The organism is Saezia sanguinis, assembly GCF_003991585.1.
GTDB lineage: Bacteria > Pseudomonadota > Gammaproteobacteria > Burkholderiales > Burkholderiaceae_C > Saezia > Saezia sanguinis.
In genome coordinates, this window is record NZ_PQSP01000002.1 from 264,942 (window position 1) to 286,146 (window position 21,205).

A 21,205-nucleotide genomic window follows, 5' to 3' on the forward strand; every position below is an offset into this window, starting at 1 on the left:
GTTTTCCTTTTGAAGCGGATAAGTTCAAGCCTGCTCGATGGGCAAGGTGGAAGGCACAGTGTTCGTAATTAATTTTCAGTTTATCCATCGGTTGCTGGTGGCTAAAATTGGTTTATCACTGTTGCTGCTGACCGGCATTTTCAATGCTGCTGCGCAAGCTTTGCCCGAAGGGTTAGAGCGTTGGCGCGGCAGTGTCTATTACGTACTCCAGTCAGAGTCCCGTTTATGTCAAGAGGCGGATGCACGTGAAGCGTGCGATGCCTTTTCGCAAAAACAGGCGGAGCTGTTATGCCAGATGCTGGGCTGCTCACAACATGCCTGGCGCTTGATCGTGCAGGGGCATCCTGGTCAGATCATTGCAGCGCTGCCAGATGTGGCCGCGGGTCAAAAACTGGAATTGTTACTGAGCGAACAGGTTCTGCTTCAGATCAGGTCTGTCAGCGACATGGATGCCTATCAGGTTGTATGTGGGGGGACTGCATTGCCTGATGGTCAGGAGCTTGTTGGTGTGGATGGCAGTGAATTGCCATTGGTACTGGATACCCGCGTGTTGCTGTCGCAAGAGCACCTGCAGCAGGTTGATTTTGAATACAGCACATATAGTGACCTGCCCGCAGTCATGATAGAGTTCACGCCAGAGGGCGCGCAGCGGTTCGGCCGGGTAACGCAAGATCATGTGGGTCGACAGCTGGCAATGGTGCTGGTGACGCCAGATACGCAAAAAGTTATTTCTGCACCGTGGGTGAGTGGGGTTATCCGTGAGGGAAAGCTCCAGATTAGCGGCGTATCGGTGTCAGAGGCAAAAAATATGGTGCGGGATTTGCGGCAAAGCATGCTTGTTCCCATGAAAATTGAACAAATATGTACAGTAACGCGCAAAGCCAATTCGTTGGCAGTCGAGCAGGAAGTCTGCGTGCCAGTGAAAAATAATGAGCTAACAAGTATGGAAGTGAAATAATAATGCTATTTGTGCGTGGTCAAGAGATGAAAAATTCAGCGGCACAGTTATTGAAAGGTTTGTCATGAACCGTTATGCCTTATGGAAATACGTGATCATCGTTGTAGCGGTGGTTTGCGGGGTGTTGTATGCGTCTCCTACCCTTCTTCGGGGGGGGTTTGGTGAGGCGCCTGTGGTTCAGGTCTCGGCGATCAAGACTGAAGAAGTCAACGCTGAAGCCGTGCAGCGGATTCAAAATTTTCTGCGACAAGCCGGTATTGAGCCAACCAACAGTGATGTATTGGCCGAGCAGGCCGGCCAACCCAGAATCAATATCCGTTTCAGCAGCAAAGAAGATCAGGCCCGTGCGCGCGATGTGTTAATCCGCGGGCTGAATCCTGATGCGACAAACCGTGTTTTTGCCGTAGCAATCAATACCGAATCATTGACGCCCGCGTGGCTAAAGGCCATTGGCGCCAAGCCGGTGAATCTCGGGCTGGATTTGCGGGGCGGCGTGCACTTTCTGTTGCAGGTGGATATGGAAACGGCTCTGGCCAATCGCCTGGAATCGCTGGCTAACAATATCCGTACAGATTTGCGTAATAAAAGCGTGCCTTATGAATCGGTTACCCGTAATGGGCTGGTGATTGATATCGTCTTCGCAAACGAACAGACACTGGCTGCAGCAGAGAAGGAAATCCGATCTGAAGATGCGCAGGTAACAGACAACAGCTCCAACGGCGCTTACCAGTTGCAGGTGACTTTATTGCCACAGGCTGTTCAGCGAATTGAAGCGCTGGCTCTGCAACAAAATATCAATACACTGCATAACCGGATCAATGCACTGGGGGTTGCCGAGCCTTTGATTCAGCAACAGGGGGCAGACCGTATTGTGGTGCAATTGCCCGGTGTGGAGGATACGACCGAAGCCAAAGAAATTTTGGGCCGTACCGCGACATTGCAGATTCGCATGGTGGATGAAAGTCCGCAGGCGATGGCGGCTTTGAACGGGCAGGGGCCCGTGCCTTTAGGCTCCGAGCGGTTTACTGATAGAGACGGGCGGCCGCTCATTTTACGTCGTGAGGTTTTGCTGACAGGGGAAAACCTCAACGATGCGCAGCCTGGCAGAACCCAGGATACCCAGATCCCTGCGGTTTTCCTGAACCTTGACACTCAGGGGTCACGTATTTTTTATGACCTGACGCGTGAGAATCGTGGCAAACGCATGGCGATTGTGCTGTTTGAGCAAGGTCGTGGCGAAGTTGTTACAGCGCCATCGATCAATGAGCCGATTCCCGGTGGGCGCGTGCAGATTTCAGGCTCCATGACGATCAAAGAAGCGCAAAGTATTGCGCTGCTGCTGCGCTCGGGGTCATTGGCGGCCCCGATGGAGATCATTGAAGAGCGCACCATTGGACCCAGCCTGGGTGAAGAGAATATCGCCCGAGGTGTGAACAGCGTTATTTACGGGTTTGCCATTGTGGCGGTTTTCATGTGCCTTTATTACATGCTGTTTGGCGTGTTTTCGACCATTTCCATGGCAATCAATTTGCTGTTGCTGGTGTCTGTCATGTCGTTGTTGCAGGCTACGCTGACATTGCCTGGTATCGCGGCAATGGCACTGGCACTGGGCATGGCCATTGACGCCAATGTGCTGATTAATGAGCGTATACGAGAGGAACTGCGGGCAGGGGCGACACCGCAAATGGCGATCAATGCGGGGTATGAGCATGCCTGGGGAACCATTCTGGACTCCAACATCACATCACTGATTGCAGGTCTGGCGTTGCTGACGTGTGATGCGGGCCCGATTCGTGGTTTTGCCGTGGTGCATTGTCTGGGGATTCTGACCTCGCTGTTTACCTCGGTTTTTGTTTCACGTGGCCTGGTGAATTTGTGGTACGGACAGCGTCGCAAGCTGAAGTCCCTGGCGATTGGCCAGATCTGGAAACCTCAGCAGGATTGAGTGGGAGTAAATTATGGAATTCTTTCGAATTAAAAAAGACATCCCATTCATGAAATATGCGTTCATTTTGAACGTGATTTCTGTATTGGTGTTTGTTGCGGCGGTATTTTTTCTGGTGACCCGCGGGTTGCATTTATCGGTGGAGTTTACCGGCGGAACGGTGCTGGAAGTGCATTATAGCGAGCCGGCAGATATTGCGAGCGTTCGCCAGACTGTCAGCCGCTTGGGGTATGGCGATGATATTCTGATACAGACGTTTGGTTCTGCCAATGATGTGATGATTCGTCTGCCTTTGCGCCAAGGGGTTACTTCGCAGGAGCAAAGTGATTTAACCATCGAAGCGCTGCGACAGGTAACGCCTGATGTGATACTGAGAAAAGTGGAGTTTATCGGGCCTCAGGTCGGTAATGAGCTGGTACACAAGGGGCTGCTGGCGCTGGGGCTGGTGGTGGCCGGGGTGATCATTTATCTGGCATTCCGTTTTGAGTGGAAATTTGGTGTGGCAGGTATTCTCGCCAATTTGCACGACGTGGTGATCATTCTGGGGTTCTTTGCCTTTTTCCAGTGGGAGTTTTCACTTTCTGTATTGGCAGCGGTGCTGGCGGTGCTGGGGTATTCGGTAAACGAAACGGTGGTGATTTTTGACCGTGTGCGTGAAGCGTTCCGGCGTTACCGCAAGCTCAATACCGCAGAGGTGATCAACCATGCGATCACCAGTACCATGAGCCGTACCATCATTACCCACGGTTCTACCGAAGCGGTGGTGTTGTGCATGTTTTTCCTGGGTGGGCCAACGCTGCATTATTTTGCGCTGGCGCTGACGATCGGGATTTTGTTTGGTATCTATTCTTCTGTGTTTGTGGCTGCCGCACTGGTGATGTGGTTTGGCGTGAAGCGCGAGGACTTTATCAAAGATGGCAAAGGGAAACATGATCCACACGATCCGAACGCAGGTGCTGTGGTCTGATGTGTTGATGCTTTTATGAGGATTGTGGTTTGCTCTTTGGTGCTTGTTTGCCGTAAGAGCAGGCCATCTCAATGCAGCATGTGGTGTTGCAGCGGATGGATCAACTCATCCAGGATGAGTGCATCAGGCTCATAGCCGACAGTCCAGTAGACCATCAGAACGCAGATTTTGATCAGGTGTAACTCTACCGGCGCAAAGGGGATGGATTGCACACGGTCAATGACCAGTTCGCGCATATGCGGGGTTAATGCCTGCACGGATGAAAGAAAATTCAAAAAGGCAATACCCTCCGGTCCCAGATACGCTATTTCTGCTTCTGAGTAAATGCGTGTGCTGTCATGCCCGGCAACTTGCGGATTGCTGTGTGCTGCTGATTTGAGGCCGTTTAGCCAGTTTAAAGCAGCATGAATATCGTTGCGCTCAAAGCCTGCATCGCTGAGTTGTTGTGACAACTGCTCAGCACTGGGGCAGGTTTCAGGGCGCCAGTAAGTTTCGTATAAGTAAATCAGTACATCAAACATGCTACCCACTATAGCGGATTCGCAGTCAAAGCTGGAAGAAAAAAATGAAGACCCGCAGAGTTTCAGGCTAAATGCAGGCGCTGGAAAAAGCCGCCTGGTAAGCGCGCAATTTGCTGATTGAGTTCCAGCGTCAGAAGCTCTGCTTGCAAAGTCGCTGTATTCATGCCTGTGCGGGCAGCGATAGCGTCAAAACTGGTCGGGCCTTCGCCGATGGCGTGTAACACAACATTTTTGTTATCAGGTGTCATGGCTGCTTCAGATGTGCTGACGGGATCAGATGCCGGTTTTGTTATGGAGGGTAAGGCCGGAAAATGCAGTTCTTCAAGAATGTCCTGTGCCGTTTCAACCAGTTTGGCACCCTGTCTGATCAGCCAGTGACACCCTTTGGCCTGAGGGCTGTGGATGCTGCCCGGGATGGCAAAGACATCTTTGCCCATGTCTGCAGCCAGTTTGGCTGTGATCAGTGAGCCTGAACGCAAGGTAGCCTCTACAACCAGAACCCCGGCTGACAGCCCTGCAATGATGCGATTGCGCTTGGGAAAGTTGGCCGCTATTGGAGGGGTGCCTAAAGGATAATCGCTGAGCAGCAGTCCATGCTGTGCAATCTGGTGTGCCAGAGCATGGTGACTGGCCGGATAAACACGGTCAATACCAGTGCCCAGCACCGCAATGGTGCTGCCGGATGCTTCCAGTGCTGCTGCCTGGGATATGCCATCGATGCCTTGTGCCAAACCGGAGACAACCGTGATGCCATGCTGGCTGAAAGTGCGGGCAAAATCACGAGCTGTTTCTTCTCCCTGAGGGGTGGGGTTACGGCTGCCGACAATGGCCAGGGCTGGCTGGCACAGCAATTCAAGTTGCCCGCTGGCATACAGCATGAAAGGGGGATCAGGAATTTCAAGCAGTGCTTTAGGGTATTTGGGATGCTCTAATGTCAGCACATGGTGTGTTGCGCTGGCATTCAGCCAGGATGCCAGAGCTTGCGATGCCTGTTCAAAGCCTTCAGGCGCGTGAGCCAGGGCCTGAGACTGTCTGGCAGAGACGATCTGCCCTAAGGAAGAGATGCTTTGCTGAAAGATTGCTTGCGCGCTGCCAAATGCTGCAAGCAGCTTGCGGGCAGCCTGGGGACCAATGCCTGATGTAAGCAGCAGCCGTAACCACGGGATAAGATCATCATGCGCTGTCGTAGGCATTTTTTCTAAAATTAAGGGCGGGTAAGCCCGCCCTTAATTCAATGTGTTAAGGCGTTGTGAATTTGTCGCCTGGTTCAACACTGTCGGTGACCTGCATGATAATCGCGTAGGACAAATGGTCGTATGTTTTGAAAACCATAGCCAGACCATAGCGCTCGTCTGGAAGTGTCATCATGTTGCTTTGGCGCTGTGAAAGGCGGTCATTTTCAGACCAGGGAGTCACAAAACGCTGTTGCTCAGGCATGGTACGGTCACGCACTTCAACGCCGGTACGCCATAAGGCCACAACATTGCCGCGCTCCAGGCCATCCAGATGACCACGGCCCAACAGAACAATCTGATAAAGCGAGCCATGGCGGAACGCATTACCGCCATACAGGCTGACAACTCTGCCTTCCATGCCTGCCGGAGCCGCACTTGGTACATAGTCTGTCAGTAATTCCTGCTGGTTGCTGGCAGGGGTCAGGCGGTCTCCCACCCGGATTTCCTGCTTGGTTTCTGTAATGACGAATGTTGCAGGGACTTCTGTCGGATCATAAGAGCCGGCACGACCTTCAGAGCCTGCACGAACGTACTGCAGTTTCCCCAAATAGGTCGCCTGGAAGCCCAGAACATCCTTGGTTTCAGGGTCACGCACCGCTTCAGGGGTGGTGTAAGCCAGGTAAATTTTTTGTTCGGCAGGGTTGATGGTTCCACCACGGGTGTAGACTTTATCGCCTGCGGTCAGGATCAGGCGGCGTTCCTGCGTAGCGACAACCCGCGGTGAATTCTCAAACTCATCACGGGAAACAATGACACCATGCTCCAGGAATGGAATCACCGCTTCCGGCGGCAATACGGGCACGGCATTGTCATCTAACGCTTCAGAACGGACACCAGGAGACAGCCGCACCGTCGGGATGGCTCCACTGGCTGCGCTGTTGGCACGGGTATTACCGCTGCTGCCTACAGCCGTAGCGATTTGCAAGGTTGCTCTATCGCCCTGACGGTTCAGGTACAGCATTTGCCCCGGATAAATGCGGTTCGGATTGCGGATCTGGGACTGGTTCATGCCCCACAATGCAGGCCATTTCCAGGGATCTTTCAGGAAAAAGCCTGAAATACTCCACAGGGTATCGCCCTGTTTGATCTGGTAAGTGGCAGGAGCGTCTTCACGCAATTCTGATACGTGAACGCCGTTTTGTGCTGCCAACGTTGCTGCTGCGCTTTGTGATGCGGTAATATGCCACTGGTCGCCACCTGCAGCCGCTTGCCCGAAGGAGGCAACAGAGGTCGTCATAGCTGCTGCCAGCACCAGAAGACGCAGCTTTTTGCTTAATTGGTCTGATTTCATAAAATCGCTCTCTTCCTTTTACCATGACTGGAATATCAAAAGAAATATCCCAATCCTCCATCCCACAGGGAGTATTTTATAGTGTTTTCGCCTAGTTACAGATTCTGATTGTGCCTGTAAACCCTTGAAATCGCAATAAGGCATCGCCAATTATGACAAGTGATGTCAAAATGACAACAAAAATAGGTTTTTATGAAGCTAGAAATTCTTTGTTATCCTGATGCGCGTTTAAACAAAATCGCCCAACCTGTATTACAGGTGGATGAGCGTATTGCGCAACTGGCTGACGACATGTTAGAGACCATGTACGATGCCAATGGTGTTGGCCTGGCCGCTATACAGGTTAATGTCCAGGAGCGAGTCATTGTGGTTGATGTATCACAGACACGTGATGAACCGCTGGTGCTGATTAACCCGCAGATTGTTGAGCACAGTAACACATTGATTTTACATGAAGAAGGCTGTCTTTCTGTGCCAGACATCTACGACGACGTGGAACGCTGGGACTGGGTGGCCGTGGAAGCGCTGGATAAGCAGGGGAAATCTTTTCGCGTAGAGGCCGATGGCCTGCTGGCGGTATGCCTGCAGCACGAGATTGATCACCTGGATGGCCATGTTTTTGTGGAATACCTGTCCACACTCAAGCGCAACCGTATCCGCACCAAGTTGCTCAAGCGGGCACGGGAACAAGGTAAACAACGCTAGGGGGTCGTTTTCTCATTTCAGTGCAGGGCTGATGTAGCATCCTGATAATCATTAAAGCGATAACTTCTGAATTGGGAAGGAACGACCATGTTGCGAAAATCATACATATTCCGGCTAAGCTATTGGGTTTTCTCGCTGCTGGCAGCAGCTTTTTTGCTGGCAGGTTGCAATATGTGGGGCTCTCCTGAGAAATGGGTGGGGCAGTCAGAGCAGCAGGTGTTGTCCGGTTGGGGGCAGCCCACAGCGCGCGTGTTACTGCCGGAAGGTGGCGTTCGCCTGCAGTATTCCGGGCAGCCCTGGGGGCGTTATGCCTGGATGATTGATCTGGACCAGGCTGGTCAGGTCACGCAGGTTTACCAGGCGTTGCAAAATAAATACTTTATGCAGATTCCGGTTGATGGGAGTTGGGGGCGTGAAGATGTTTTACGTGAGTTCGGCCCACCGGCACTGGTCGACCATGTTGCCAGTTGGAAGGGCGACATCTGGAATTACCGCTGGTGGGATATCAAATACATGTTTTATTACATTTATTTTGATGAAAATGGCCGCGTGCGCCGGGCAGAGGCAGGGATTGATTTCAGCATGGACAGGGACACCTGGCGCCGCTGATTTTTATTGAATAAAAGGAAATGGATAATGGGCGCTGGCAGGCTGCGAATCGTTTATGCCGGAACACCGGAATTTGCCCGAGTTGGCTTGCAGGCGGTTGTGGATGCCGGGTATGACGTGCCGTTGGTATTGACCCAGCCGGATCGCCCGGCTGGTCGCGGCATGAAGCTGCAGCCTTCCGCGGTCAAACAGTATGCGCAAGCACATCAGATCCATGTACTGCAACCTGCTGGCCTGAAACTGGACGGGCGCTATGCCGAGCAGGCGCAGCAAACAAAAGCCGCTTTGGAGGCATTGCAGCCTGATGTCATGGTCGTCGCGGCTTATGGGCTGATTTTGCCGCAATGGGTGCTGGAGTTGCCGAAATTCGGCTGCCTGAATATCCATGCCTCATTATTGCCACGCTGGCGCGGTGCCGCACCGATTCACCGCGCCATTGAGGCCGGAGACGCGCAAACCGGTGTGACCATTATGCAGATGGATGCCGGGCTGGACACTGGCGCCATGCTGGTCTGCGGGGCTGTAGATATCAAGTCAACAGACACCACTGCCACGTTGCATGATGAACTGGCTGCGTTAGGCGGTCAACTGGTTGTGCAGGTGCTTGCGCAACTGCAGCAGGGAGCGTTGCAACCGCAGCCACAGCCGGAGCAAGGGGTGTGTTATGCCCACAAAATCGACAAGGCAGAAAGCCGTATTGACTGGAAGGAGCCGGCAGCGGTGATCGAGCGGCGTATCCGTGCGTTTGATCCTTTTCCCGGCGCTGCCGCACAGTGCGGTGAACACCTTATTAAGCTATGGCAGGCACAGGCTCTTTCCGCAAATAAAGCGGACAAGACTGGCCAGCCGGGCCAGGTGCTTAAAATAGATGAAAAAGGCATTCATATCCTGACCGGGGATGGCGTTCTGGTTGTGAGCATGTTGCAACGTCCAGGTGGAAAGCGGCAGCCTGCGCCTGCGTTTTTACAGTCGGTGCCAATGGTTGCTGGCGATCTATTGCTGTGATTGAAATAAATCATGCTGCCCATAGATAGGCCTTGTGGAACGAACTTGTAGAAAAAGTGTCATATAAACCATGTAAGCAGGAGCTTTCGCAAAGAGCTTGGAATCACTGAAAGGACCAAATTCACAGAATGGGAAATATTACAAAAACCGCAATTTTGATGGCTGCAATTACAGCCTTATTTGTCGGGCTGGGTAATTTGCTGGGAGGCCAGCAGGGCATGGTCATTGCGCTGCTGTTTGCCGTGGCAATGAATTTTTTCAGCTACTGGTTTTCGGACAAACTGGTACTGAAAATGTACAAAGCGCAACAGGTGGATGCGGCCAGCGCGCCACAGTTGTACCGCATTGTGCATGAGTTGACGCAGCGGGCCGGGTTGCCCATGCCCAAGGTGTATGTGATCAACGAAGACCAGCCCAATGCTTTTGCAACCGGGCGCAACCCACAGCATGCAGCCGTAGCTGCCACAACCGGCATCATGCGGGTGCTGACCGAGCGCGAGTTGCGCGGCGTAATGGCGCATGAGCTGGCACACGTGAGGCACCGGGATATTTTGATCTCCACCATCAGTGCTACCATGGCAGGCGCTATTTCAGCGCTGGCAAATTTTGCGCTGATTTTTGGCGGTGGCCGTGGCAGCAACGGCAATTCGGGTAACCCGATTGTGACGCTGGCGGTGGCTATTTTGGCACCGATGGCGGCAGGTTTGATTCAGATGACAATTTCACGCACACGCGAGTATGCAGCGGACAAAGGTGGGGCGGAGATTTCCGGCGACCCGCTGGCGCTGGCCTCGGCGCTGCAAAAAATTGACAGCTATGCACGCGGCATTCCGATGGAAGCTGCGGAGCTGAACCCGACCACCGGCCAGATGATGATCATCAATCCGCTGTCGTCCAGCAAGCGCGATAGCCTGTTTTCGACACACCCGAATACGGCCAATCGCATTGAGCGCTTGCAGCAAATGGCGCAGCAAGGCGTCGGGCAGCCCCCGGCATTCCGGTAAGTGCGGGCATACGTGAAACTGCCGGCCAAAAACGCTGCCATGCCAAATGGCAGCGTTTTTTTATGGGTGCGTGTTGCGTAAACCCCAATTTGATGATTGACGTTAACCCTAGTCATGCAAATGCATGCTGTTTTGGCGACAATCGTATCCATCATGGATGACACCCCACCGTTAACCGTTCCCGAAGAGCCCAAACGGGCTTTTTTTTCGCGCAATATGCTGTCGCATCCCGCTTTCATGCAGGGGATCCGGGACATGTTTTCGCTGGCACCAGGCTTTGGCGCCTGGGGGCTGGTAACAGGCATGGCCATGGTCAAAGCCGGTATGCCGGTTGATCTGGCCGTGTGGATGAGCGTGCTGGTGTATGCCGGCAGCGCTCAACTGGCAGCACTGCCTTTGATGATTACCGGCGCACCGATCTGGATTGTGCTGCTGGCCGGGTTTTGCGTGAATCTGCGTTTTGTCATTTTCAGCCTGCAATGGCGGCCTTATTTTGTGCGCTATGCCTGGTGGCAGCGCTGGCTGGCTGGGTACCTGTGTGGTGACTTGACGTATGTGCTGTTCATGCGGCGCTTTCCCAAAACGGACTGGCGCGAAGACCAGATGCCTTATTTCTGGGGGAATGTCGGGGTGAACTGGGCAATCTGGCAGGGCGCAGCTTTGGTGGGTATTGTGCTGGGTAACATGATTCCGGAGGGCTGGGGGATTCAGTTCGCAGCGGTGTTGGCGATTCTGGCCGTAACGTTCACCATGCTCAGCGGCTGGATTACGTGGTTCACCATGGTGGTGGCGGCACTGGTGGTGGTGTTTGCACGCGATGTGTTTCCGTTTGATCTTAACATTGTGGTGGCGATCATTACCGCAGTGGTGGCAGCACTGATTGCCGAAAAAGCGGATTATGTGCGGGGCGCACGTGAGCGGCTCCGCGTACGACAGGCTGCTGACGCAAAGCAAAAGAGCGAGGGCCGTGAACCATGATGAGTGAAACGCAGATTATCCTGGTGATTATCGGGCTGACCGTGGTCACCGTCGTGACCCGTTCGTTCTTTTTTATCAGCAGCCATCCGTGGCAGATGCCAGAATGGGTGACGCGCGGTTTGCGTTATGCACCGCTGGCGGCGCTGACGGCATCTATCGGACCGGCTATTTTGCTGTCCCCTGACGGGCACGGGTTGATCCATACGCTGCAGGATGCGCGGATTTATGCGGTGCTGGCGGCACTGGCCTGGTACTTGTGGCGACGGGGCATGCTGGGCACCATCATTGCAGGCATGGCGGTTTATCTGCCGCTGCATGTGGGGTTGGGGTGGTGAAGTAAGGCGGGTTGTTGCATTCGACAGCGTATGCGGGTGTATCTGTGTGTGCTTGTAACTCTTTTGAGTAATTTAACGGGGTATGAGCACTGCACACGCAGAAAGAACAGACCTGTCAATAAAATGCAGCGTATCTAAGGTACTCTGATATTTTCACCAATATCTGCGAGGTGAATCTGTCAAGGGTGCCATCTGCTTTATAACTTCACGATGAACTGACAGATATTTCCATCATGCAAATACTTCGTTTTTCCGACATTGTTGCGCAGGGTCAGGCCAAAGGCCGCCGTGTTTTTATTCGTGCCGATTTGAATGTGCCGCTGGATGAACAGCATCAGATTACCGAAGATACGCGCATACGCGCGTCGCTGCCGGCAATTCAGATGGCGCTGGATGCCGGTGCTGCGGTCATGGTGACGTCGCACCTGGGGCGCCCGACGCCGGGTGAGGTCGGGCCCAAAGATACACTGGCGCCTGTGGCCAAACGGATGAGCGAACTTTTGGGGCTGCCGGTACGCCTGGTGCAGAACTGGGTGGACGGTGTAGAAGTTGCTGCAGGGGAAGTGGTGCTGCTGGAAAACTGCCGTTGTAATGTGGGCGAGAAAAAGAATGACGAGGCGCTCTCCAGAAAAATAGCGGCGCTGGCAGATATCTATGTGAACGATGCATTCGGTACTGCGCATCGTGCGGAAGCCACAACGTATGGCATGGCGCAGTTTGCTCCTGTGGCCTGTGCCGGGCCGTTGCTGGCGGCTGAGGTAGACGCCATCAGCAAAGCAATCAGTAACCCGAAACGGCCACTGGTGGCCATTGTGGCTGGCTCCAAGGTTTCCACCAAACTCACAATTCTGGAAAGCCTGGCCGATAAGGTGGATGGTCTGATTGTGGGTGGCGGCATTGCCAACACATTCATGCTGGCTGCCGGGTTGCCCATCGGTCAGTCTCTGGCAGAGCCGGATCTGGTGAAAGAGGCACAGGCCGTGATGGATAAAATGGCGGCGCGTTCTGCCGAGGTGCCAATTCCTGTGGATGTGGTTACAGCCAAGTCGTTCAGCGCCGATGATCCGGGCGAGGTCAAGGCTGCTCAGGATGTGGCGGCTGACGACATGATTCTCGATATCGGCCCGAAAACGGCGCAGCATCTGGCAGATATCATTGCCAAAGCCGGAACCGTGGTCTGGAACGGCCCGGTCGGTGTTTTTGAATTTGAAGCATTCAGCCATGGCACACAAAAGCTGGCGCAGGCGATTGCACAAACGCCTGCTTTCACGATTGCCGGTGGCGGTGATACACTGGCGGCCATTGCCAAGTATGGCATTGAGAAAAAAGTGGGCTATATTTCGACCGGTGGCGGTGCATTTTTGGAAATGCTCGAAGGCAAGGTATTGCCTGCACTGGAAATATTACAAAAGCGGGCGCAAGGATAAGCCGGTTTCAGGGGTATGGATGTGAGTGAAGAAGAAGCTTCTGATTTTTTAAGCCGGTATGCTTTTTTGCATCATCTGCCCAGGGATGAGCAGGAAGCTGTATTCAAGCGTGCACAAAAATCCATTCCGGGTATTGCAATTCCGGTATGCGTACTTCTTTTGTTTGTACTGATTCTGTGGATTGGCGGTGGTGTGCTGACATTCATGGGCGGCCTTTTGGTTGTGTGGGTGTTGTTTTTATTTATGGCACTGATCACATTTTCACTGATGGTGAATTGGGTTTATCCGATGCTGATGAAAAAAGATTTAAAAAAACGGGACTTACTGCCCCTGCAATAAAATCGGCCTGTTTTTATTGCCAGCTTGGTACGTGTTTAAAAAATGGATCGGAAATATTTCTGATCCATTTTTTCATTGTATTGATTTATATTCAGGCTTTTATTTTTTGATGATAGCAATAAGCATCAGTTTAAATTGAGAACCATACTGTTCGAGAAAAATATTAGGTTGATTTTTATCAACTGATAATTTGGTTTTTCATTAACAATGAACCTTATCCGGAAAAAGAAAAACGGTTCATTCAGGAAAATAAATGAGGTGCAAGTGCAACTTGCAATTGATATTTAAAGTCTTGTATTTTCTTGTTTAAACCGCTGAATAACATCACGATGAGGTTTAAGCGTCATGAAGATTCAAGAACCAGCACCTGGTGAAGTTACCACCAGCGTAAATCAATGTTCTGCGACAAATGACCCGCAAGGTTTTGACCGAAGGCATTTTCTGCAACTGACCGGAGGCAGTCTGATTTCTGCCAGTGGCGGGTTGTTTGCGCCCTATGTTTGGGCAGCGCCGGAGTCTACTGCTGCAGGCTCAGCGGCAGAAAAAGTATTCTGGAGCGCCTGTACGGTGAACTGTGGCAGCCGCTGCGCATTGCGTATGCATGTTGTGGATGACAAGATCAAGTGGGTGGACACCGATAATACCGGCCAGGATGTTTATGGCGAGCATCAGGTGCGTGCCTGTTTGCGTGGTCGCTCAATGCGTCAGCGTGTATACAATCCGGATCGGCTGATGTACCCCATGAAACGGGTCGGCAAAAGAGGTGAAGGGAAGTTTCAGCGCATTACCTGGGATGAGGCTCTGGATGCGATTGCTTCCAACCTGAAGCGCATTGTTGAACAGTATGGCAATGAATCTGTCTACCTGCAGTACGCCACAGGTACGCTGGGAGGCACGCTGGCACGCTCGTGGCCGCAAAATGCTTCACTGGTGACCCGTTTGATGAACTGCTACGGTGGTTATTTGAACCACTATAACACCTACAGTACCGCGCAGATTACCACCGGGCTGAGCTTCACATATGGCAGCAGTGTGGGCAACAGCCCATCGGATATTGCCAATACCAAACTGCTGGTGATGTTTGGCAACAACCCAGCTGAAACCCGCATGAGCGGCGGCGGGGTGGTGTATTACCTGGCCGAGGCGCGGGCCCGTTCCAATGCCCGCATGATCATCATTGATCCGCGTTATACCGATACGGCCGGCGGACGTGAAGACGAGTGGATACCGATTCGCCCCGGGACGGATGCCGCCCTGGTCGCGGGGCTGGCTCACGTGCTGATCACTGAAAATATGGTCGATCAGGCGTTTCTGGATAAATACTGTATCGGGTACGATGAAAAAACCTTGCCGCCAGGCGAGCCAAGTAACGGGCATTACAAAGCCTACGTGCTGGGTGACGGGCCTGATGGCATTGCCAAAACGCCGCAATGGGCATCTGGTATCACGGGCATTCCGGTGGACCGGATCATCAAGCTGGCACGCGAAATCGGCATGGCAAAACCATGCTATATCGTGCAAGGGTGGGGGCCGCAGCGCCACGCCAACGGAGAGATGTCTGCACGTGCTGTTGCACTGCTGGCCAGCCTGACAGGCAATGTGGGTATCAGCGGCGGCAACTCCGGTGGCCGTGAGGGAACTTACTCATTGCCGTTTGTGCGTTTCCCGACGTTGACCAATCCGGTCAAGGATTCCATTTCATTTTTCCTGTGGACGGATGCGATTGTCCGCGGCCCGGAGATGACGGCAACCAAGGACGGCGTGCGTGGTACAGACCGGCTCAAAGCGCCGATCAAGTTCCTGTGGAATTACGCGGGCAACTCAACCTTGAACCAGCATTCGGACATCAACAAAACGTTGGAAATTCTTCAGGATGAAAGCAAATGTGAAATGATTGTCGTCATCGACAACCATATGACGTCCAGCGCCATGTGTGCAGATATTCTGTTGCCTGATACGGTAACGGCAGAACAGGCAGACTTCTGTCTGGCCGACTCTGCGGGGAATATGAGTTTTGCCATTTTTGCGCAACAGGCGGTCAAGCCCCCGATGGAGTGCAAAACGCTGTACCAGATGATGAGCGAATTGGCCGCCCGCCTGGGGATTGAGGACAAATTCACCGAAGGCCGCACCGAAGAAGAGTGGCTGCGGTATCTGTACGCACAGTCGCGTGAACAGGATCCGCAATTGCCGACCTATGAAGAGTTCCGTGAAATGGGTATTTACAAACGTAAAGATCCAAATGGACACTTCATTGCGCACAAAGCATTTCGCGATGATCCGCAGGCCAATCCACTGGGAACACCATCAGGCAAGATTGAACTGTATTCGCCGCGTCTGGCTGAAATGGCCAAAACATGGGAACTGCCTGAAGGGGATGTGATTCATCCGCTGCCTGTTTATGTGCCTACTTTTGAAGGCTGGGACAGCCCGTTGCGTGAAAAATATCCGCTGCAGTTGACCGGCTTTCACTTCAAGGCCAGAACACACTCAACCTATGGCAATGTGGAACTGCTGAAAGCGGCTGCACGGCAGGAGGTGTGGATGAATCCGATTGATGCGAAGCCGCGTGGTATTAAAAACGGCGATATGGTTCGCATTTTTAACGACCGGGGTGAAACACAGATCAATGTGAAAGTCACGCCGCGCATCATGCCCGGTGTGGTGGCATTGGGCGAAGGTGCCTGGTACGCGCCGGATGGCAGGAAGATTGACCGTGCAGGCAGTATCAATGTGCTGACAACGCATCGCCCATCGCCTTTGGCCAAGGGCAATCCGCAGCATACCAATCTGGTTGAAATCCGCAAGCTGGCTTGAGGAGGAAATAATGAGTACACAACAATATGGCTTCATGATTGATACAGCCCGCTGTACGGGCTGCAAGACATGCCAGCTTTCATGCAAAGACTATAAGGATTTGCCGGTGGATGTGAATTTCCGCCGGGTGTATGAATATGTCGGCGGAGAATGGTTGCCCGAAGGAGAAGGGAAAAACCAGGTCTGGCGGCAGGAGGTTTTTGCGTACTACACGTCAATTGCCTGTAACCACTGTGCCGACCCGGCCTGCGTGAAAGTATGCCCCAGCGGTGCTATGCACAAGCGTGAGGATAATGGCCTGGTGATTGTGAATGAAGATGTGTGCATTGGCTGCAAATCGTGTGCCATGGCCTGCCCTTACGGGGCACCGCAGTTTAATGCGAAAAAAGGCCACATGACCAAGTGTGACGGCTGTCATGAGCGTGTATCGCAAGGGTTAAAACCGGTGTGTGTCGCATCCTGTCCGCTCAGAGCGCTTGATTTTGGCCCGATAGAAGAATTGCGTGCCAAGTATGGCGAACTGGCAGCCATTGCACCGCTGCCTGCTGCAAACTATACAACCCCCAGTCTTGTTGTCCAGCCAAACGCAAAAGCGCGTCCTGCCGGCGACAACAGCGGCTTTCTGGGTAACCCGAGAGAGGTGTGATCATGGGATGGAATGAATGGCCTTTGATGATTTTTACCGTTCTGGCGCAGTGTGCCATTGGTGCATATTGGTTCTGTGCGGTTGCCGTGCTTGCCAACGCTGGCGGTGAACACGCCAGCCGCAGGCTGGAAAAAATGATGCTGCTGATCTGGGTGTTTGTGGGTATCGGGTTTCTCTGCTCGGCGTTCCACCTGGGGTCTCCGTTCAGGGCTGGCAATGCGCTGATCCGTGTCGGGCAGGCACCGTTGAGCAATGAGTCTTTGTTCGGCCCCCTGTTCATTGCCTGTGGCGGCTTGGCCTGGTTGCTGGCCGTGTGGAGCAAAGCGCCTGGTCTCAGGAAGCTGTTGCTTGCCGCCGGGTTGGTTGTGAGCGTTATTTTCCTGTGGGCCATGACCAGCTTTTACATGATGTCTACTGTGCCGACATGGGACAACTGGACAACGCCGTTTGCTTTTGTCACAACGGCATTGCTTGGCGGTGCGGCGTTGGCGAATGTGCTGTTTAAAATGGCCGGTGTCAGTGTCGCATCAGCGCGCGGCATCAATTTCCTGCTGGTAACAGTGGCCTGTATTGCCATTGTGCTGGCTGCGGTCATCACGATCAATGTGGCTGCCATGTTGCCGCATATCCATTCTTCTATTCAGGCGGCATCTGAACTGTCGCCGGATATGGCAATGCTGCAGACATGGCGCTTTATCCTGCTGGCGTTAGGCGTAGGCATTTTGGTCAGCCAGTTTGTGAAGAAGAATAACGCACCTGTTGTGGCCATTGTCGTGTTGTGCCTGATGGTTGTTGGCGAGGGCATTGGCCGGGGTGTGTTTTATGCGCTTTACATGACGGTCGGGCTGGTCTGAACCAAACGCTCTACAGCTACCCCTGTTAAGCGAGGTGGGCACATGCGCTGGCGCTGTGCCCTTTTCATTTTGATGTGAAAATCGGCGGTTTCATAACAATGCTTTCTACGACGGATCTTATGAATTCTGATATCTCTGCAACCGAGAGGCCTTATATCGTTGCCAGTCTGAAAATGCTGGGCACACTGTTGAGAACACAACCTTCCGACGATGCACTTGTTCCATTATTTTCAATGCTGAAAACACAGGGGCTGGCGGCAAACTGGCCGTTTGGTTCAGCGCAGCAGCTTGAGCACATCCAGTCCTGCCTGTTTGCTACCGAAGATCTGCATGAACTGGATGCGCATTGGCAACGGCTGTTTATCGGGCCGCATCACCTGTATGCACCGCCCTGGGGGTCTGTATATCTGGATAAAGAGAACGTTATTTTTGGTGAAAGTTCTATCTGGTTGGGCAGCTTTCTCAGAGAACACGGCATGTTTGTCGATACAGGCATGCATGAACCGGAAGATCATATCGGGCTGATGTTCTGGTATGCTGCCGGGTTTGTTGAAAAAGAAATGGACGAGGCTTTATGCACCTTGCTGGCTCAGCATATGCTGCCATGGAGTGCGCGTTACCTGGCATTGTTAAAAGAACATGCACAGGTACCTTTTTATGAAGGGCTGGCAGAACTCGCGCAACTGAGTCTGGATAGTTTGGCACAACGTATTCATGTGCAGGCTCAGGATCTGCCCCTGTTTTTCTGAATGCCTGGCCAGATTTGGAACTGACGGTATTTTGGTCGCCGATTGTATGATCAATGATGCATTTTCTTGACACTTTCTTTCGTTTAGGGATATATCTATTGCTTTTCGTTTCCAAATAGCGAAAATATATTCCATATTTCAAAGGAAGGTGTCATGTCTACTCAGCTACCAGCGAAACGTGGTAAAAAAACGGTGGCCTCTGCGGCCAATACCGGACAGGTGCAGTCTTTAACCCGTGGACTGAGGTTGCTGGAACTGATTGCCGAAGCGCATGGCAGCGTTGCATTGACAGATCTGGCCCAACAGGCGGGGTTGCCGAACTCTACAACACATCGCTTGCTGACCACCATGCAACAGCAGGGTTTTGTGCGACAGGTTGGTGATCTCGGTCTGTGGACTATCGGCTCACATGCTTTTGTGGTGGGCAGCAGCTTTCTGCAAAGCCGCAATCTGCTGGCCATTGTGCATCCGATGTTGCGCCGGCTGATGGAAGCATCCGGTGAGACGGTGAACCTTGCGGTGCTGGATAAATACGAAATGGAAGCCATCATCATTGACCAGGTGCAGTGCAATGCGCTGATGCGCATGTCTGCGCCGATCGGAGGCAAGCTGCCCATGCATGCATCCGGTGCCGGTAAAGCATTCCTCTCCACACTGAACGATAAAGAACTTTCGGCACTGTTTCATAAAAAAGGGTTGCATGCTTACACGCCGCATACGCTCTGCTCTCCAGTCCAGTTAAAAGAGGATCTGGGGCGGATCCGTGTCCGTGGTTTTTCGTATGATAATGAAGAGCACGCACTGGGGTTGCGCTGCATTGCAGCCAGTATTCTGGATGAGCATCAGGAGCCTTGTGCAGCCATTTCCATTTCGGGTCCGGTGTCACGTATTCCCGATGATAGGGTTACAGAACTGGGCGCCATGGTGATGCAGGCCACCAAGGAAATCACCCTGGCCTATGGCGGTTTGCATAAACCGTAATTTTCAGAAAATGCGGCGTCTGGTGCAAGCATGGACAGCCGGCACCTTGTGACGGCGTAGGACATTGAGGGCGTGTTAACACGCCCTTTCAGTCGGCTCGTACAGCAAAGCGTTTTTTCTTTCGGTACGCGTAAACGTCTTCAAATACACCATTGTGGATGCGTTGTTGCAATTGGCGCCAGTAATCGGCCTCGAACAAATCACCATGCATTTCTGAAAACATCTGGAATGTGTCGTTATCATGGCAGATGATGTGACGAAACTCTTCCGGGAAAACATCATTGGGAGCAATGGTGTACCACGGCTCTGCTGACAGCTCATCCTCCGGGTATCGGGGTGGCGGAATGTTGCGGAAGTTCACTTCGGTCATGTAGCAGATTTCATCGTAATCGTAAAAAACGACTCTGCCTTGCCGTGTGATGCCAAAGTTTTTAAACAGCATGTCGCCAGGAAAAATATTGGCGGCAGCCATCTGTTTGATGGCATTGCCATATTCTTCGAGTGCATCGCGCAACTGCGTTTTGTTGGCATTGTCCAGATAGATATTGAGCGGTGTGATGCGCCGTTCAATGTACAGGTGGCTGATAACGATTTTGTCGCCCAGGTCTTCCAGTTTGAGCGGTACTTCACGCTGCAGTTCTTCCAGCAGTTCATCGCTTAACCGGTGTTTGTCAATGACAAAGTTTTCATATTCCTGTGTATCTGCCATGCGGCCGACACGGTCATGCTCCTTGACCAGGCGGTAGCAGGCACGTACGTGTTCTGCCGTGACTTCTTTCTGGGGAGCAAAGCGGTCCTTGATCACTTTGAATACCCGGTTGAATGACGGTAGTGTGAACACCAGCATTACCATGCCTTTGATGCCGGGCGCAATGATGAACTGTTCGCTTGATTGTGCAACATGGTTCAGGTATTCGCGGTGGTATTCTGTTTTGCCGTGTTTCTGGCAACCAATCGCCATATACAGTTCAGCAGTGGTTTTGGTGGGTAGAATTTCCCTGAGCCATTCGACCAGTGCGGCAGGCAGCGGGGCATACACCATAAAGTAAGAATGCGCAAAGCTGAACACGGTACTGGCCTCAGAAAACTCGGTCAGGCAGGTGTCGATATAAAGTTCGTGGTTTTTATTCTGATGAATCGGCAGCAAGAAGGGATGAACCGTGCCGTCTGCCAGCCTGACTTTGCCGACCAGCCAGGCGGCTTTATTGCGGAAAAATAACTCTTTGAAAACCTGTAATACACCGGTTTTCAGTGCTTGCTCACCAAAGTGTTGCAGCAGGTGGTCGTGGATGTAACCAATGTCGCGTGCGAGATCTTCCCACGGCAGCCGCAGCGGCGTGTGGGAAAGGATCACCCGCAGCCTTTCGCGTACCCCGGCAGACAGGGGAAAATCCAGCGACAGGGGGCGGGGAATTTCGCGAAAACGTGTTTCCGGTTGTGAGCTGAAAATGAACAGCTTGTCGGGCGTGAGTTCCTGATGGTGGAACAAGCGGCAGTAAACCGAGTTGAAAAAACTCTCGGCAATTTCAAAGCGTGGGTACTCGGTAAGCAGCCTGGTGTATATTTCTTTGACGCGTCCCAGAAACTCGGCATCATGGCATTTGGAGCCGACAATCCAGTTCAACTGTTCCACCACCAGCCCGACGTGGTGGTCATACAGATGGATACGTTTTTTCATGGCGGCATGCACTGCTGGCCAGTCAGCCTGCTCAAAGCGGCTCTGGGCTCCTGATGTGACTTCCAGAAAACGGCCATATTGCGCGTCAAATCCCTGCAGAATTGTTTGTGCAACCAGCTGTTCCATTTTGAGTGCCAGGCTTTCTGTATGCATGATTTTGC

General features: G+C 52.6%; 20 protein-coding genes. 16 read left to right on the plus strand and 4 right to left on the minus strand.

Translation table 11 applies throughout. The annotated features are described in order from the left end of the window. Positions 1–37 precede the first annotated feature (37 nt). The 3 genes from CUZ56_RS05295 to secF all read left to right on the plus strand — a co-directional run bounded on the left by CUZ56_RS05295 (position 38) and on the right by secF (position 3,870). Positions 38–958 (plus strand): SecDF P1 head subdomain-containing protein, encoded by a 921-nt coding sequence (locus CUZ56_RS05295; RefSeq protein ID WP_126978979.1) that lies wholly within the window; start codon positions 38–40, stop codon positions 956–958. 64 nt (positions 959–1,022) lie between these two features. Continuing rightward, a complete protein-coding gene (gene secD / locus CUZ56_RS05300) occupies positions 1,023–2,903 on the plus strand; it encodes a protein translocase subunit SecD (RefSeq protein ID WP_126978981.1) in 1,881 nt (626 codons plus the stop codon). Between the two features lie 13 nt (positions 2,904–2,916). Further along, positions 2,917–3,870 (plus strand): protein translocase subunit SecF, encoded by a 954-nt coding sequence (gene secF / locus CUZ56_RS05305; protein ID WP_126978983.1) that lies wholly within the window; start codon positions 2,917–2,919, stop codon positions 3,868–3,870. 68 nt (positions 3,871–3,938) lie between these two features. Here the strand turns inward: secF and CUZ56_RS05310 are convergent, their stop codons facing one another. The 3 genes from CUZ56_RS05310 to CUZ56_RS05320 form a co-directional block, all read right to left on the minus strand. Beyond that, positions 3,939–4,391 carry a DUF494 family protein gene (locus CUZ56_RS05310; RefSeq protein WP_126978985.1) on the minus strand — a complete coding sequence of 151 codons (453 nt, stop codon included), beginning with the start codon at positions 4,389–4,391 and terminating at the stop codon, positions 3,939–3,941. Positions 4,392–4,453: 62 nt separating this feature from the next. Then, a complete protein-coding gene (gene dprA, locus CUZ56_RS05315; protein ID WP_126978987.1) occupies positions 4,454–5,584 on the minus strand; it encodes a DNA-processing protein DprA in 1,131 nt (376 codons plus the stop codon). 46 nt (positions 5,585–5,630) lie between these two features. Then, positions 5,631–6,917 (minus strand): LysM peptidoglycan-binding domain-containing protein, encoded by a 1,287-nt coding sequence (locus CUZ56_RS05320; protein ID WP_126978989.1) that lies wholly within the window; start codon positions 6,915–6,917, stop codon positions 5,631–5,633. A gap of 192 nt (positions 6,918–7,109) precedes the next feature. On the opposite strand from CUZ56_RS05320, the gene def reads away from it, so the two are divergent. The 13 genes from def to iclR all read left to right on the plus strand — a co-directional run bounded on the left by def (position 7,110) and on the right by iclR (position 19,366). Beyond that, positions 7,110–7,622: a peptide deformylase gene (gene def, locus CUZ56_RS05325; protein WP_126978991.1), complete on the plus strand. Its 513-nt coding sequence runs from the start codon at positions 7,110–7,112 to the stop codon at positions 7,620–7,622. 87 nt (positions 7,623–7,709) lie between these two features. Next, complete coding sequence (locus CUZ56_RS05330) at positions 7,710–8,231, plus strand: hypothetical protein (protein ID WP_126978993.1); 522 nt, start codon at positions 7,710–7,712, stop codon at positions 8,229–8,231. Between the two features lie 42 nt (positions 8,232–8,273). Beyond that, on the plus strand, positions 8,274–9,236 hold the full coding sequence (gene fmt / locus CUZ56_RS05335; RefSeq protein ID WP_126979668.1) for a methionyl-tRNA formyltransferase: 963 nt from the start codon (positions 8,274–8,276) through the stop codon (positions 9,234–9,236). Positions 9,237–9,364: 128 nt separating this feature from the next. Beyond that, positions 9,365–10,240, plus strand: a complete 876-nt coding sequence (htpX, locus tag CUZ56_RS05340) for a zinc metalloprotease HtpX (protein ID WP_126978995.1) — start codon at positions 9,365–9,367, stop codon at positions 10,238–10,240. Positions 10,241–10,372: 132 nt separating this feature from the next. After that, complete coding sequence (locus tag CUZ56_RS05345; RefSeq protein WP_239442061.1) at positions 10,373–11,218, plus strand: AzlC family ABC transporter permease; 846 nt, start codon at positions 10,373–10,375, stop codon at positions 11,216–11,218. Then, positions 11,215–11,553, plus strand: coding sequence for an AzlD domain-containing protein (locus CUZ56_RS05350; RefSeq protein WP_404948029.1), 339 nt, complete (start codon positions 11,215–11,217; stop codon positions 11,551–11,553). The genes CUZ56_RS05345 and CUZ56_RS05350 overlap by 4 nt, the downstream gene beginning before the upstream one ends. 233 nt (positions 11,554–11,786) lie before the next feature. Further along, positions 11,787–12,980, plus strand: coding sequence for a phosphoglycerate kinase (locus tag CUZ56_RS05355; protein ID WP_126978997.1), 1,194 nt, complete (start codon positions 11,787–11,789; stop codon positions 12,978–12,980). 21 nt (positions 12,981–13,001) lie between these two features. Next, positions 13,002–13,319 (plus strand): hypothetical protein, encoded by a 318-nt coding sequence (locus tag CUZ56_RS05360; RefSeq protein WP_126978999.1) that lies wholly within the window; start codon positions 13,002–13,004, stop codon positions 13,317–13,319. A gap of 345 nt (positions 13,320–13,664) precedes the next feature. Continuing rightward, the gene (locus tag CUZ56_RS05365) at positions 13,665–16,136 is read left to right on the plus strand and encodes a DmsA/YnfE/YnfF family dimethyl sulfoxide reductase (RefSeq protein ID WP_126979001.1); all 2,472 of its coding nucleotides are present in this window, start codon (positions 13,665–13,667) and stop codon (positions 16,134–16,136) included. 10 nt (positions 16,137–16,146) lie between these two features. Further along, positions 16,147–16,782, plus strand: coding sequence for a DMSO/selenate family reductase complex B subunit (locus CUZ56_RS05370; protein ID WP_126979003.1), 636 nt, complete (start codon positions 16,147–16,149; stop codon positions 16,780–16,782). Between the two features lie 2 nt (positions 16,783–16,784). After that, entirely contained in the window at positions 16,785–17,636 is an 852-nt protein-coding gene (locus CUZ56_RS05375) for a dimethyl sulfoxide reductase anchor subunit family protein (protein WP_126979005.1), read from the plus strand. A 119-nt stretch (positions 17,637–17,755) separates the two neighbouring features. Continuing rightward, positions 17,756–18,385 carry a Tat proofreading chaperone DmsD gene (gene dmsD / locus CUZ56_RS05380; protein ID WP_162615260.1) on the plus strand — a complete coding sequence of 210 codons (630 nt, stop codon included), beginning with the start codon at positions 17,756–17,758 and terminating at the stop codon, positions 18,383–18,385. A 153-nt stretch (positions 18,386–18,538) separates the two neighbouring features. Further along, positions 18,539–19,366 (plus strand): glyoxylate bypass operon transcriptional repressor IclR, encoded by an 828-nt coding sequence (gene iclR, locus CUZ56_RS05385; protein WP_126979009.1) that lies wholly within the window; start codon positions 18,539–18,541, stop codon positions 19,364–19,366. An 88-nt stretch (positions 19,367–19,454) separates the two neighbouring features. Here iclR and aceK read toward each other — a convergent pair whose 3' ends face one another. Next, positions 19,455–21,197 (minus strand): bifunctional isocitrate dehydrogenase kinase/phosphatase, encoded by a 1,743-nt coding sequence (aceK, locus tag CUZ56_RS05390; RefSeq protein WP_204250831.1) that lies wholly within the window; start codon positions 21,195–21,197, stop codon positions 19,455–19,457. Positions 21,198–21,205: the final 8 nt, after the last annotated feature.

Coding starts and splice junctions, on each gene's coding strand:
- CUZ56_RS05295 (WP_126978979.1), top strand. CDS start 38: ATGGGCAAGGTGGAAGGCACAGTGTTCGTAATTAATTTTCAGTTTATC.
- secD (WP_126978981.1), top strand. CDS start 1,023: ATGAACCGTTATGCCTTATGGAAATACGTGATCATCGTTGTAGCGGTG.
- secF (WP_126978983.1), top strand. CDS start 2,917: ATGGAATTCTTTCGAATTAAAAAAGACATCCCATTCATGAAATATGCG.
- CUZ56_RS05310 (WP_126978985.1), bottom strand. CDS start 4,391: ATGTTTGATGTACTGATTTACTTATACGAAACTTACTGGCGCCCTGAA.
- dprA (WP_126978987.1), bottom strand. CDS start 5,584: ATGCCTACGACAGCGCATGATGATCTTATCCCGTGGTTACGGCTGCTG.
- CUZ56_RS05320 (WP_126978989.1), bottom strand. CDS start 6,917: ATGAAATCAGACCAATTAAGCAAAAAGCTGCGTCTTCTGGTGCTGGCA.
- def (WP_126978991.1), top strand. CDS start 7,110: ATGAAGCTAGAAATTCTTTGTTATCCTGATGCGCGTTTAAACAAAATC.
- CUZ56_RS05330 (WP_126978993.1), top strand. CDS start 7,710: ATGTTGCGAAAATCATACATATTCCGGCTAAGCTATTGGGTTTTCTCG.
- htpX (WP_126978995.1), top strand. CDS start 9,365: ATGGGAAATATTACAAAAACCGCAATTTTGATGGCTGCAATTACAGCC.
- CUZ56_RS05350 (WP_404948029.1), top strand. CDS start 11,215: ATGATGAGTGAAACGCAGATTATCCTGGTGATTATCGGGCTGACCGTG.
- CUZ56_RS05355 (WP_126978997.1), top strand. CDS start 11,787: ATGCAAATACTTCGTTTTTCCGACATTGTTGCGCAGGGTCAGGCCAAA.
- CUZ56_RS05365 (WP_126979001.1), top strand. CDS start 13,665: ATGAAGATTCAAGAACCAGCACCTGGTGAAGTTACCACCAGCGTAAAT.
- CUZ56_RS05370 (WP_126979003.1), top strand. CDS start 16,147: ATGAGTACACAACAATATGGCTTCATGATTGATACAGCCCGCTGTACG.
- CUZ56_RS05375 (WP_126979005.1), top strand. CDS start 16,785: ATGGGATGGAATGAATGGCCTTTGATGATTTTTACCGTTCTGGCGCAG.
- dmsD (WP_162615260.1), top strand. CDS start 17,756: ATGAATTCTGATATCTCTGCAACCGAGAGGCCTTATATCGTTGCCAGT.
- iclR (WP_126979009.1), top strand. CDS start 18,539: ATGTCTACTCAGCTACCAGCGAAACGTGGTAAAAAAACGGTGGCCTCT.
- aceK (WP_204250831.1), bottom strand. CDS start 21,197: ATGCATACAGAAAGCCTGGCACTCAAAATGGAACAGCTGGTTGCACAA.